This window comes from Bacillus sp. OV322 (assembly GCF_900112495.1).
Classification (GTDB): Bacteria; Bacillota; Bacilli; order Bacillales; family DSM-1321; genus Peribacillus.
Map to the genome: position 1 here is coordinate 1 of NZ_FOMA01000004.1, position 13,454 is coordinate 13,454.

General features: G+C 34.2%; 19 protein-coding genes. 2 read left to right on the top strand and 17 right to left on the bottom strand.

Annotation, left to right across the window (positions count from 1 at the left end; all coding sequences use genetic code 11):
• Positions 1-148: 148 nt before the first annotated feature.
• From BM126_RS10290 to BM126_RS10330, 9 genes are all read right to left on the bottom strand, one after another.
• Complete coding sequence (locus BM126_RS10290; RefSeq protein ID WP_090989435.1) at positions 149-793, bottom strand: protein kinase family protein; 645 nt, start codon at positions 791-793, stop codon at positions 149-151.
• A 275-nt stretch (positions 794-1,068) separates the two neighbouring features.
• Positions 1,069-1,458: a hypothetical protein gene (locus tag BM126_RS10295; protein WP_090989436.1), complete on the bottom strand. Its 390-nt coding sequence runs from the start codon at positions 1,456-1,458 to the stop codon at positions 1,069-1,071.
• Complete coding sequence (locus BM126_RS10300; RefSeq protein ID WP_090989437.1) at positions 1,440-1,835, bottom strand: GNAT family N-acetyltransferase; 396 nt, start codon at positions 1,833-1,835, stop codon at positions 1,440-1,442. Before BM126_RS10300 ends, BM126_RS10295 begins: the two co-directional genes overlap by 19 nt.
• Before the next feature lie 124 nt (positions 1,836-1,959).
• Entirely contained in the window at positions 1,960-2,529 is a 570-nt protein-coding gene (locus BM126_RS10305) for a uridine kinase family protein (RefSeq protein ID WP_218154472.1), read from the bottom strand.
• Positions 2,530-2,726: 197 nt separating this feature from the next.
• The gene (locus tag BM126_RS10310; protein ID WP_090989439.1) at positions 2,727-3,212 is read right to left on the bottom strand and encodes an NUDIX domain-containing protein; all 486 of its coding nucleotides are present in this window, start codon (positions 3,210-3,212) and stop codon (positions 2,727-2,729) included.
• 146 nt (positions 3,213-3,358) lie between these two features.
• On the bottom strand, positions 3,359-3,664 hold the full coding sequence (locus tag BM126_RS10315) for a hypothetical protein (protein ID WP_090989440.1): 306 nt from the start codon (positions 3,662-3,664) through the stop codon (positions 3,359-3,361).
• 239 nt (positions 3,665-3,903) lie between these two features.
• Positions 3,904-4,278, bottom strand: a complete 375-nt coding sequence (locus BM126_RS10320) for a DUF3888 domain-containing protein (protein WP_090989441.1) — start codon at positions 4,276-4,278, stop codon at positions 3,904-3,906.
• Between the two features lie 136 nt (positions 4,279-4,414).
• A complete protein-coding gene (locus BM126_RS10325) occupies positions 4,415-4,831 on the bottom strand; it encodes a hypothetical protein (protein WP_256213055.1) in 417 nt (138 codons plus the stop codon).
• A gap of 220 nt (positions 4,832-5,051) precedes the next feature.
• A complete protein-coding gene (locus BM126_RS10330) occupies positions 5,052-5,339 on the bottom strand; it encodes a hypothetical protein (protein WP_177201391.1) in 288 nt (95 codons plus the stop codon).
• A 290-nt stretch (positions 5,340-5,629) separates the two neighbouring features.
• On the opposite strand from BM126_RS10330, the gene BM126_RS10335 reads away from it, so the two are divergent.
• Entirely contained in the window at positions 5,630-6,469 is an 840-nt protein-coding gene (locus BM126_RS10335; RefSeq protein WP_090989443.1) for a tyrosine-type recombinase/integrase, read from the top strand.
• A gap of 203 nt (positions 6,470-6,672) precedes the next feature.
• On the opposite strand, the gene BM126_RS10340 is transcribed toward BM126_RS10335, so the two are convergent.
• The 8 genes from BM126_RS10340 to BM126_RS10370 form a co-directional block, all read right to left on the bottom strand.
• Positions 6,673-6,885 (bottom strand): DUF5316 family protein, encoded by a 213-nt coding sequence (locus BM126_RS10340; protein ID WP_090989444.1) that lies wholly within the window; start codon positions 6,883-6,885, stop codon positions 6,673-6,675.
• A 184-nt stretch (positions 6,886-7,069) separates the two neighbouring features.
• Positions 7,070-8,293, bottom strand: coding sequence for an MFS transporter (locus BM126_RS10345; protein ID WP_090989445.1), 1,224 nt, complete (start codon positions 8,291-8,293; stop codon positions 7,070-7,072).
• 263 nt (positions 8,294-8,556) lie between these two features.
• Entirely contained in the window at positions 8,557-8,904 is a 348-nt protein-coding gene (locus BM126_RS10350; protein ID WP_090989446.1) for a hypothetical protein, read from the bottom strand.
• Between the two features lie 274 nt (positions 8,905-9,178).
• A complete protein-coding gene (locus BM126_RS23295) occupies positions 9,179-9,379 on the bottom strand; it encodes a DUF6678 family protein (RefSeq protein WP_371261440.1) in 201 nt (66 codons plus the stop codon).
• A gap of 100 nt (positions 9,380-9,479) precedes the next feature.
• Complete coding sequence (locus BM126_RS10355; RefSeq protein WP_090989447.1) at positions 9,480-9,944, bottom strand: GNAT family N-acetyltransferase; 465 nt, start codon at positions 9,942-9,944, stop codon at positions 9,480-9,482.
• Between the two features lie 86 nt (positions 9,945-10,030).
• Positions 10,031-10,894 (bottom strand): aminoglycoside phosphotransferase family protein, encoded by an 864-nt coding sequence (locus BM126_RS10360; RefSeq protein ID WP_090989448.1) that lies wholly within the window; start codon positions 10,892-10,894, stop codon positions 10,031-10,033.
• A gap of 96 nt (positions 10,895-10,990) precedes the next feature.
• A complete protein-coding gene (locus BM126_RS10365; RefSeq protein ID WP_090989449.1) occupies positions 10,991-11,458 on the bottom strand; it encodes a 2-thiouracil desulfurase family protein in 468 nt (155 codons plus the stop codon).
• A gap of 105 nt (positions 11,459-11,563) precedes the next feature.
• On the bottom strand, positions 11,564-12,013 hold the full coding sequence (locus BM126_RS10370; RefSeq protein WP_090989450.1) for an ASCH domain-containing protein: 450 nt from the start codon (positions 12,011-12,013) through the stop codon (positions 11,564-11,566).
• A gap of 307 nt (positions 12,014-12,320) precedes the next feature.
• On the opposite strand from BM126_RS10370, the gene BM126_RS10375 reads away from it, so the two are divergent.
• On the top strand, positions 12,321-13,361 hold the full coding sequence (locus BM126_RS10375; RefSeq protein ID WP_090989451.1) for a C45 family autoproteolytic acyltransferase/hydrolase: 1,041 nt from the start codon (positions 12,321-12,323) through the stop codon (positions 13,359-13,361).
• The last annotated feature ends 93 nt before the right edge of the window (positions 13,362-13,454 follow it).

A 13,454-nucleotide genomic window follows, 5' to 3' on the forward strand; every position in this document is an offset into this window, starting at 1 on the left:
AAGGGAAGGTTATTTGCCATGCACATTTTTAGTATAGCATGAGATATTTTAAGTTTTTATTGAAAAATATTGACAAACTATTAGCTGGTTTAGTTTAAGTGTAACAGTTCACAAACAGTCCCACCTTAACAAAAATCAACCCTTACCTTTAACAAAGCCTTATTTTTTTATAAATTCTATATGAATGACGAACGAAATCTAATACAATTGATGGAATTTTAACTGGCATTCTATATAGGGTTTTTATATAGAATTTGTAGTACGCTTTAACTAAGTCATTCCATTTCTCATCCTTACCTTTTTTATGAAAATCGGAAATATCAACCACATACCCCCGTCCGTGCTTCATCATCACATTTTTACCGTGAACGTCATAGGGATTTAGCCCTCGTTTAACAGCATACACTAATGCTTCATTGATATCTTTAATGACACGCTCAGGTATTCTGATTCCTTTTATAATCGCATCATATAGAGTAATTCCCTCTAGCCTTTTTAGAATTAAATACCGGCCGCCTTTATGTATCAGCTTTGAATAAGCCGGATGTTCACCTAACTGTTGATACACTCTGGCTTCTTTTTCTAATGCGGAGCTATCATCCAGGACGACTTTGACGACTAATTTTGGTTCTGACTTATGAACAAAAACAGCAGCATAGTTTCCGGTCCCAATACACTTCCAACCTAGCGGGATATTCTTTACTATAAGGGGGTCGTGTGGTTTGATCCTTTCAATTTTCACTTGTCCTAGAAGTTCATTTTCAACTATATATGTAAAATCATTATTTTTCATTTAGAGCAAAAACCTCCTCGAAGTTTCATAAACCTTTAAATGGTCCTTCATTTCCTCCCCTTTTCCTTTGATAGTTGTTCTCGATTATGACCTATTATAAAAACCTTTGTGTCTCTGCTCATTATATCAATTATTAACTGCATATCTTGTGCTGTTAATTTCATCGGTTCAACGATAATATATTTTATGTCCATATGGGTCTCCTTAGTGTTAATTTTATATCTAATTCATACAAAAATAGCCTTCGGATTTACCGAAGACCATTTGAGTAGAACTCAGTTAAGATATAGTTTTCCTCTAAACTTAATCGATTTTATCATTGATATTTCCACGTTTGCTTTGTTGCTACCAAGTAAGTCACCATTCAAGTGATTAATAACATTATTTTCAACTTGAACTTCTTCATCACTATGTAAGATAGCCCACACTTTTTTCGCGGTTTTTAAATCGGTTCTCAGGAGCTCCAGAATTGCTTCAGTTTTAGCTAAAGGCATTGTCTCCTTAAGAGGATCTCTCTTCTTATCTGAGTCTACGGAAATAGAACCAACAGTTGATTTTACCTTCTTGGTATCCTCTGTTTCAGTTTCCATTTCCGAAGCAGCCATACGTTCTTCAACAAACGCACCCTTTAGTTGAGTAAGAATTTTTATTTCGATGATTGCCATAATCCTCCTGAACCAGGTGTAAAGCCACATGCTTTATAAAATTCAGTTTTGTTTTCCTCGAATGACACCGTTACAATTCTTAATCCAAATCGTTCAGACTCTCGCAATAATTCCTTTACCAACTCAACTCCAATTCCCCGTCCTTGATACTGAGGATGAACGATTATATCTTCCATATATCCATGTTCTAAACCCATTCCACAAACATACCCAAAGGCAATCAGTTTATTATTTTCATTTCTAATGCCAGCCCAGAAATTACAACGTTCAAACAATGTTGGGTAATCTTCATCTCGTCTACCCCAACCGACATGTTCTCTTAATTCTGGTACCTCGTTATTAGATATCGAAATGTTTATAATAACTTTATAGTTCATATAATTCCCCTCTTTTACAACAATGCTAATTTCTATATGAACAAATCCTATTCCTTCTTCTATTAATCTGCCTGTTTAGAGGTTGCTGCAGCAACCACAGTTATTGAACTAAAGAACCCGTTAGCTAAATAATATCAGTTCCGTTAACAACAAAGTCTGCTCTTTCATCAGGTTTTTGTTCTTCAACATAAATGTCTTCTGATATCATCCATTTATTTTCCCACATGTCACGAGCCTCTTCCCCGTCTCTTTCAATACCTCGTGAAAGCCTTATTTCTCGTGGACATTCCACCCATATTGTATAGTCATATTTATTTGATAATTCCATGCAAATGGAATAAACACCTTCTATTATGACAATTCCTCCGATTGGAACAGTATGCCACTCTGCTAGATCATCCGACTCCCAGTCATATCGCTGATAACAACCCTCTTTGTTTTGTCTAATAGGTTCTAGAACTTGTTTTAGTACTCGATTCAAGTCAAAATCCGCACCAATGATTTTTTTCTCTGGATGGGTTTTTACTTGTTGGGAGGATGGTAAATAAAAATCATCCATATGTACAACAGTGACATTAGAACAGTCAACCTTCAAATTATTTGCGAATGTACTTTTTCCTGAACCCCCACAACCATCTATTCCAATTAACAAAGTTGATTGTTTTTTTGAAAATGAATTTATTGAACTAACCAATTGCTCAAAATTTTTAAATTCACGCTTTTTAGTTTTGAATCTCACTTTATCACCACTTTAATGTTAGTAAGTATTAGTTCTTCAAACATTCAATATAAACCTGTTTATTGAAGTTAACTGCCTTGTTAGTGGAACAAGAAAAGCCTCACTCCTTCTTGAAGTAAAGCGCCAGTTAGTATATTAAAGAAATTTTACCATTACTTCGGTTCTAATCGTAGCCGATCTAACCTATAATCCTCAGTTAATTCGATATTCCTTTTGTTCTTAATATAGTTTGTTATTTGCTTATTAATATTTGGTATCAGCAAAATGGAGTCTAGTTCTTCTATAGGAATCCATTTAACTGCCGTTTGATAAGGATCTGGGAATTGAGGTAATCGTGGAATTGAATTATTCTTTAATGTACATTCAAAAATGAGATGCAATCCGTGTTTCTCATTGACGTTATAATCTCCAGACTGTTTATGCGGGGTAAACTCATAAATTAATGCTAACGGACCAACATCAACTTGTGCTGTAGTTTCTTCTAACACCTCTCTTGCAACACCCTCTAATATAGTTTCACCCTGCTCTAGTCCTCCACCAGGTAAATTATAATGAATTCCATTATCATCGTACTCAACTAAAAGTACAGAATTCTTTTCTATTATTAGTCCTGTACAGCGTATTCTTACGTGTGACAAGTCTTCACCTCATTTGTTTTTTAGATCCTGGTTAATCTCTATATAATTCGTCTTATCTATGAAAATTACCTTCCTTGGACTAAACTACTCCGTTATAAAGAAAATGGCTGCCGAAGCAGCCATACGTTGTTCAACTAAAGCACCCGTTAGTTCACTAAAGTACTAATTGTTTTAAATAATAATTGAAGCTTCATTACACCTATTTTTAATATAGTTTTAATTATCTTTTTTACTGAGGGTTGGTTTAAAATTGCTAACAAAATTAAAGTAAACAAAGCATAAATCACTACTTTTTCCCAAGACATTTGTGCAATAAAAGTACTATTGTCCAAAATTTTCACATTATAAAGACTCCACCAACTCCGAGGGTCAACAAAACCATTGCTACCTAAAAATAACACTAAAAACACAATTACGAAGTGGGAGTATAAACTTTTTATTTTGTTAATCAACTATTCACCTCCCTTTCCTTTATTTAACATAGTAATTCAATTTAAATACATTTATTCCTTCTTTAACTATACTGCCCCTTTAGTTCCATAACAAAAAGGCTGCCGAAGCAACCCCTGTTATTGAACTAAAGCACCTAATAGTTTAAGTATACAATATTTCACAATCTTTTTTATATGAGAAAAAAGGCAACCTTCTCCTTAAAAAATAGTACACGTTAATTCAATATTACATACTAAAATTAACCTTTAATATCAATCACAGTAACTTTATCTGTTTTGACTTCAAATGTTATGATAACTGGACCTTCTGGTGGATTATGTGCACCAGTATAAGTATCATACTTAACCTTCACCTTAAAATCATATTGAGAATACCCTCCAGTCATTCTTTTTACCTCTAATATGTCTGAATTCCACAATGCATAACTACGAGTAGGGTACTTTTTATTAATTGCTTTTTGGGCATAAGGGTTTAAAAAAACTAAAAAGGCATCATAAAAAACATTATGCTTTTCTTGGAGAAAGTCTCCTTCGATTTCCGCCTTTATTGGAGTGGATATGGTTAATCCCAAAATGGAAAAAGATAAAACAATCCCAATTATTATGTGTTTCATATTATTAGCCACCACCTTGTTTTAAGGTAGAAATGCCCACTTCAGAATAAATCTATGCATTTTCTTGTGTTACTAACCTGCACCTTTAGCATAATAAGAAAAAACGCTGCCGAAACAACCTATAAGGAATAGCAGTTTAATGGTATTGAAACCAAACAAACCATTCTTTTTCCTTATTTTTAGCTAAAAATATTTGACCTTGGCCTAAGTTAGCTCCAGGTGCTTTGGGGAAATCTAAACGTACAAGCCACGATTTTTCAGCAATTTCTTTGCCACAAAAGGTCTTTGCCATTCCAAAATAGTCTTCTTCATCTTTATTGCCAACTGTTTCGGGAAAAGGTTTGGCTGTTACTACATCCCACTTAGTATATATGTCAGGAAAATCATCTATTCCAGTTCCATAAGTTTTTGGTATTAAAGTATTTAACGCTTTTATTACCTCTTTTTTATCCTTAATCGTTGTTTTCTCTAATTCACTTAACACAGGACATTCTTTAGGTTGTGCGTATCCTTGAAGTGAACAAAAAAACAACATCAGAATGGTAATAATCAATATATATAGCATTTTCATAAAACTCACCTCAGAAGTTATCTTTCCTAATTTTAAGAAAAATAGTCCAGTTTAAAGGTATAATAGCTCAATTGTTATTCAACAAAAAAGCTGCCTAAGCAGCTGAGTGATCTTCAACTAACGCACCCGTTAGTTTAAGTAGATTTCACACAAAATTTTTAGTATTTCAGTTAATACAGGACAGGAATGCCGCCCTGTTAGTTTACCCATTTATGAATTTCATTAATGAATAAATCAATAGTAATAATAATTGATAAAGAGTTAAGGGGATTAGTGTAAAGAATGGGATGTACTTCATTTTATCTTGTTCTTTCCTTACCACAGCGATAATTGTACATATAATAGAAACACCATACAGGCTCAAACTAATATATAGTAATATATCACCAAACTCCATTATGTCAATTGCAACAAATAAAAGGAATGGAGCCACAACTCCAACTACGGCTGACGTAAAACTAAACATATTTTTCTTCATTTCAATTTCCATCCTAGATTCATTTGATAATGGTGGTGGCAGCCACACATCTTGAACTATAGCACAAGTTAGCTTAAAGTTATCTCTGTTATCACTCTTTTTTTAAATAATAGATTTATTTAATTCTACTTGTCAAAGCAACTAACCTGCCCGTTAGCTGAATAACAAAAAGGCTGATGTAGCAGCCCAGTCCCCCTTCTTTAATTAACGCTCCCTTTAGGCCAATATTCAGATTAAAGTGTACTAAGTGGGATTTTAACTGGAAATAATCCCTTCTAGATAGATAATCAGGAGGAGATTATATGTTATTAACCAAAGCGTGGGAAAATTATGAAGTCGATAAACGGATTGAAGGTTACTCACCCCATACGATAAAGGCATACAAAGTTCAATTGTACTTACTGATAAAATACTTCAAGGACATAGATATAAAAACACTTACCACGGAAGATTTAAAACAATACCTTATAAGTAATGGGGATCATTTGAAGCCAGCAAGTCTTGCACATCGTATACGATTCATAAAATCCCTACTTAGGTGGGCATATGAAGAAGGCTATTTGGATCACAACCCAGCCATAAAAATAAAAGAGCCTAAGTTGGGGCAGCGAATACCGAAATTTCTTACTGATCACGAGATTGAATTACTTAGAGAGGTTTGTTATTCCCCAATAGAAAATGCATTGTTTGAATTTATGTTTTCGACAGGGTGCAGGATTGGTGAAGTTGCAATGCTCAACAAAGAGCACATAGATTGGCCCAGCAGATCAGCGATAGTCAGAGGGAAAGGAGATAAAGAACGCGAAGTTTATTTCAATACACGCAGTGATATTTGGTTAAAGCGTTACCTGGCTGACCGGCAGGATCAAGATTCAGCCCTATTTGTCACAGAACGCTGTCCTCATAGGATGAGTACAGCCCAGATACGTTACATTATAAAGCGAATTTCGAAAAGAGCATCCTTCAATAAAAATATTTACCCTCACCAATTCCGCCATAGTTATGCCACTCATTTATTAAATAATGGGGCCCCTCTTGAAGTTATTCAGACGTTACTCGGACACGAAAAAAGTGAAACAACCAGGGTCTACGCCCATCTTAGCGGGAAAATAAGGAAAGATTTCTATAATAAATACTTTTAGCGAAGGCTGCTTCAGCAGCCTCCATTACTTTAACTAATGCACCCGTTAGTTGAAGTATAATCCTTCACAATCTCGAATTAAAAAAAGAGGTAGATACCCCTTAACCATCGCTTACTTTAATTTCCTTCTTTCACTAAACTGCCCTTTAGTTGAACAAGAAAAAAGCTTTACTCTCTATTTAAAGTAAAGCACTTTAGTTTCTGTTATTGAAATATGAAATAAATTAACCCAGAAATTAGTAAAGAAATTATGCCTACGAAACCAGATATTAATGCTATTTTCGTTCTGGAATTTCTGTCTTCTGGGGTTGATGAATAAAAATTTCCTCTTTGACGGTCTCCATCAACCCACGCCCCGATAAAAACACCTGAAATAATGATACCTACTATCCCTACAATTAGAAAAAACTGAATCAATTAAATGCCCCCTTTTTCACCGCCTTATTAATACATACGCATTAAGGACATCTTTGTTTCATATTCGTTTTCCTCTTTCAACTATCTTGCCCGTTAGTGCCATAAGAAAAAGGCTGCCGCAGCAACCCCTGTTAATGAACTAAAGCACCCGTTAGTTGATTAAGATATTTTAAGTATTGTCTTTTTAACCAGTAATCGATTTTTTATTTTCTTCGAAATAACCAGCCTTTGAAGGAATAAATATTGTAATGAAAAGAACCGTTGCAAGAATTGCTCCGACAATAGAAAAAATAATACAAACAACTTGTAATGAAAACCATTCTATTGTTAACCCTAACAGCATTGTCAATCCAATTTGAATTATACCTTGAACCATATCTGCAAAACTACCGAACCTTCCCATAATTGTTACTGGTACATTACTTTGAAAAAAGGTAGCATATCCTGCATTCGCAAATGCCATAAAAAAGCCTAAAAATACAAATGCCAATGTTGCGGTTATAAAGTTAAAAGATGCATAAAACAAAACATATCCTATTGATGTCAGTAACATTCCAGCACCTATAAATAACCTTAGTTGCAACTTCTTAGATACAACGGTAGCGACAGTAGCTCCTCCCAATGCCCCAATACCAGTAATACTTACAATTAAGCCATAATCTCTATCAGACAACTCCAAGTGCTGCTTAATAAAAGTAACCTCTTGCGAGTCTAGTGCAAAGCCAATTAGCATTGCACATTGAAACAATAAATAAACTGATACAAAGAACTTTGCAACCTTAGTAAATTCCCTAACTGCATTCCAATCATTTATTAGAGTTTTCCACTGAACCGGTTCTCTTATATTATCTAGATCTTCATCAACATCAGGAAGAAGATAGATGAAAAATGCACAAATTATAAAAGTAATGGAATTTATTACAATGCATAATTCTGTCCCTACATACATAATAAGTATCCCAGAAATAGCTGGGCCTAATAAAAATGCACCGGAGCTGGCCAAACTCATAATCGAATTAAATCGTTTTCGATTTACAGGAGGTACCAGCTTTGTTATGTAAACGGATGAACTTGGACCAAAGAATGAACCAGCAATATTAATCAATAAAAGGACTGTATATATAGTCCTTAATGATGATATGAAAGGAATCACAAATATTAAGACACCTCTTATAATATCAATAGAAATCATTAATCTTCGTTTATTAACACGATCAATGACACTCCCAGACCACGTATTAGTGATTAATACCGCAATAGGCCTTATAATATAGAGCCCCGCAACTGCTGTTGCAGAGCCAGTTAAGTTTAATATCGAAATATTAAGTGCAATTAAGTAAATCCAATTTCCTAAATATGAAATCCCTATTCCTGATATTAAAAGAATAGGATTCTTCCATTTGGTCATTCACTCACCTTTTCCCCTTAAAGAATTACTTCAATTTGCATCTGAACAAACTCATTTTCGGTAAAATATTACACATTATGTATAACTAAATAATACCATTTAATTTCATTACAGATGAAATAAAAATTTCTTTATAATTCTATAAAATCAACCAATAGTACCCCTCATTATTATCATTTCTTCTGCAACTAACCTGCCCTGTTAGTTGCAGAAGAAAATCAATAACATACATTAACAGAGCCTACAAATTAGATAAAAAGTTTTTAAGTCAATTCCTGTAACCAGTCCTCAAACCATTCAAGAGGGAGCCTTATTTTAGAAAAATCCAACTGCTGTAGTTCTATAAGTGAGAACATGTTAGCTAAATATAAATCCCACTGTGCAGAAATATCCCCTAATATCCCGTATAGCTTTTCATCACCTAGCTCAGCCTCATTCATATATTTCATATAATGCTTGTCACACCAATTACAAATCTGTTGATGAGTATATTGATTTGTTTTATTTACTACACTCTTTAACAACTCAACAAGGTTTTCCTTATTAAACGACCAATTGATTTCAGTAAATTTTGATTCAGACCAGCTACCTACATATCGGTTTCTTCCCACCAATTACACCTCGGTTAATATATGATTTATATTTAATTCAACGTATCTTGAATGGATTCCTATTTCAAGTAACCTACCCTTTCGTATTATAAAAAAGCTGCCACAATGACAGCTTGATCTACAACTCTTGAAATTTTTATAGATAGTCAACAGGCTTACCAATTTCAATGTGCCCATAAACCCTAATCCTTCTATCAAGTTCCTCTCCAGGGACGTGGATCTTTTTAAGCATTTTTAAAACCTCAATACTTTTTTTTAGTTTCTGCCCTTATTTCTAGCCACTCAATGAACTTATAACTATCCAATTCACTATCAATTTGAAATGGTAGTACCATTCTCCATCCCAAGGGCATATGTACCCCGTTTTAATGACTTTTGTCCTCCATTGATGAGTATTTGGAGAATCAAGCATTGCTGATCTAATTTCTTCCCACTTTGTATTATTCATAACTGGCTGGTATTGATTTAATTCAATATTAAATCACCACTTTTCTTAGGCATTGATGTATGTATTCTACGGCAATTAATGAGATATCTTATTCAACTAAAGCGCCCGTTTCTTGAATAAAAAATCGCTAAACTGAAAATTGATTATTGCTCTCATAAATTCTTGAACTACTTCCCCAAGGATGATATCCGTCACCTATATAAGCGAATCCATATTTTTCATAGTATCCAATGTGGTCAGTACAAAGGAAAACTTTATTGAATCCTGCTTTTTGGGCATCAGTTTTAGCACGTAAAAGTAGCTCTTTTCCTAAAGACTTACCACGATAGCTTTTTTCAATGTAAATAGCACATATCCAAGGATATAAATCCATACGACTAATAAAGTCATTACTAATAAGACCTGCACAGCCAATAATTTCACCTAAATCTTCCATTAAATACCAAATAGGAAGGGGACTGTCCGTTGTTATGCTATGTGTAATACAGTCCTCATATAATTTCATACTGTTTTCATTTGCCCATTTGCTCTGAAAATATTTAATTGCTTTTTCTTTATACTCTGGATGTTCTCTAACGTTAATAATTTGCATATGATTTTCCCTTCGTAATCGTATTTTATATAAATTTTTTAAGCGCAATCCTTATTAAAGGATCGCGCCCTTTAGCTGAATAACTATTATGTTTCTTTGATTATATCCTTCCAGTAGATCCAAGCTTTTAGATAGTCATTTAAATCATTTGGATGATGTCTAATACAGGTTGCTAACCTGAGATATAATCCAATAAGTACTTCCTCATATAATAATTGTTCCCTTATGTTTTCTTTAATTAGTAAGTGACTCGCTGCTGAAATGATCGTTTCTTTAGATAAATCATCTGGTGAAGAACAAAATGCATAGATTAAATCATAAATGGGGTCTCCGATAACAGGAGTCGGGTCAATCACACCACTTAAACGTCCATCATTAAAGATGAAATTGTGCACTCCACAATCCCCGTGCAATAAAAATGGTTCTCTGTCTAGGTTATTTATTTTTGAACTTTTGACAAGGTTAAGCACAAAGGTAAACTCATCTTTTTCTAGGTATGAATCTAAAATCTTATTTGCTTCAATAATTTCATTCAAAAGAAAACTTTGCCAAGAATCTGTTAATTCATCCGCCCATCCCCAACCAATATCATTTGGCACTGCCTTATAATGGTTAATGAGCCCTTGCACAAGTGCTTTTAGCACTTCCTGTTTATTTTTTCTTACATAATTTGTAGAACCAGTAATGAATGCATAAACTATGTAATTAACTGATGGTTCAACAAAGAGAAGACGAGGTAATAGATATAAATCCTTGTAAAAGGTAAGAAAATTTGCCTCAGATTGAAGAACTTGCGGTTCATTCAACTTAACGACATATCTTCCACCATCATAGGTACTCAGGAGATACAAGTCACTTACAGTGCCTCCATTTAATTGTTCATACTCAACGGCACTTGAATGGATTATTTCTTTATTATTTAATTCTTTAATTACCTCTTTGATGTCCATATTTTTCCTCTTTTATTAGAATGTTACTTAATTAATTTGCTCTCTTTCAAAAAAGCGCATCTTATTCGAGAATAGCGCCCTTTAATTGAAGATAACTTATATGATCTCAACTAAATTATCGGCAAACTGTTTATCTGAAATTACTTGTAAACCATTTCTTTTTAATAAAGCAGCTGTAACTCCATTCCCAGCAATTTTCTCTCCTATAAATTCACCATTATAAATCATTGAACTTCCACAGGAGGGGCTATACTCTTTAAGTACAATTACTGTTGCATTAACATCAACAGCTTTTTTTAAAGTGGTGTATGCTCCTTTTATGTATAGTTCAGTAACGTCTCTACCTGATTTCTCGACTACTTTAGCTTTCCCATCCAATACATCTTCCCCGGTACCACCTATTATTTCAGCAGGTTCTCTAGGAGTTGAAAAGCCACCAAGTAATTCGGGGCATACGGTAATTGCTTTTTCCTCTTCAATTAATTTCCTGATCTTATGATCTAAACAATGTGTGCCGTTATATCTTAGCTCTAATGCTGCTAAACAAGAACTTACTAATATCATTGACATCACCCCAATTTTGCATCATCTAATGACATTGTATAACTAACTCCCATTATAAAATAGAACAAATTGAGCTCCATCTTTATTAAAGAATGGAATGAATCTTTACCAATTCTTCACATCCACCACTTTAAAACGCTCACAAACAAGGAGCATATCTTCCGAAAATTCACGTCCGATTGCGTTTAACTCATTTCCGAAGAACTTTTCATGAGCTTCCCACCAATATTTATAGGTCCTATCTCCTTCACCTTCTGCAATAGCGAACTCTTCAGTGACTTCATTCATAGGAGTTAGCGTAACCTCTACTGTCTTAATAATTGCTACAGGTTTATCATCGCTGTTTAAAATAATGCTGTAATCCTCCGTTGTTGGCAGTGGTTCATTCTCCAGTTCATAAAAAATATATCCTGAGCATGTTGCAGTTTTACTTCCATCTATCACCAATTGCGCGAGATAATCAGGATCAGCCCCAAATTGCCATGCACTAACAGACTGAGGTTGATTTTGATTCTTCCAATATTCATTCCAGTACTCCTGAGCCGCCTGATTCATAGTATTCCTCCATATACGTCTTTTATTTTAGTAACATTCTATCAAAAATAGCTTAAGCAATCTAAAATCTTATTCCGTTATATGGCCCTTTAGTTGAACAACATAAAGCTGCTTAAGTAGCCAGGTAACCTTCAACTAACGCACCAGTTTGTTTAAGTACATTAGTTCACAATGTATTTAATATCCATCAGAACAATAAAACAGGAAACGAATGACTTTTACCTGGATTTGTTAAGAACGAGGAATGAGACAGTAATAGATTTTTTGGATATAGTTAAAGTGAATCATTAACAAAAGGAGTAATCTAATGTTCACTGTTTATAGCGATATCATTCAATTTAAAGGGACTCATTATGAGTTTGGATATATGCAAGGAGAAACATTAAAAGAGTCTCCTATTTTACCAAATCGAGCAAAGCAATGGACTTCGAGAAGAACACGTCATTTTGCTACCGACCAAGAAAAGGCACTAACTCTACTGTCAAAATATATACCGGAAGTTATAGAAGAAATACATGGATTAGCAAATGCTTTACAATGGAGCATTGATGACGCAATAAGAGAATTTGGCGGGTATTATTTGGAGTACGGAAAAAGCGGGTGCTCTATCTTTACCGGCCCCGACTACCTTATACGGAATTACGACAGTCATCCTGGTTCTTACGAAGGAAGATTCACTCTTTATCAACCAACCGATGGTGGATACGCAGTTATTGGTCCTTCTATGCAAATAACCGGAAGAATTGATGGTATGAACGAAAAGGGTCTTGCTATGGGGTATAACTTTATCAATCGTATCCATTCGGGAGATGGATTTATTTGCAACATGATTGGGCGAATGATACTAGAGACATGTTCCAATGTAGAGGATGCTATTAATCTACTGAAAGAAATCCCGCATCGAACGTCATTCAGTTATGTATTGCTCGAACCAAAAGGTGATTCTTATGTAGTAGAAGCATCTCCCCGCTCCGTAATAGCTAGAAAATCAAACACCAGCACGAATCATTTCGAAATGCTTCTAGAGGAAAATCGTTATCGGATGGACGATTCGAAACGAAGACAACAAATTATGGAGAAACAACAAAAATTAGGTGTTTACGAGGCTTTTTCTTTATTAAATAACAAAGATGAACAAGTTTTTTCTGAAAAGTACGATGCTTCATCAGGAACCTTACACACTTCTGCTTACATTCCAAAAGAAAAAAAGGTTTGGTTCGCAATCGGTCCAAACCGTAACCCAGTCATTTTTGATTTCGAGAAGTTTCTAGGTGGAGAAAAAAATAATATCAAAAAAATAAAAGGGGAACTAAATTTTAATGTCCCCTTCCTGAATATGAATTTATAATTATTCGTACCCATTATTAAAGTAATAAATCTATAATAAAAGAAGGCGTTATTAATGCCTTCTTTTTTTGTCATAGCTTCAATGCTCTTGCTA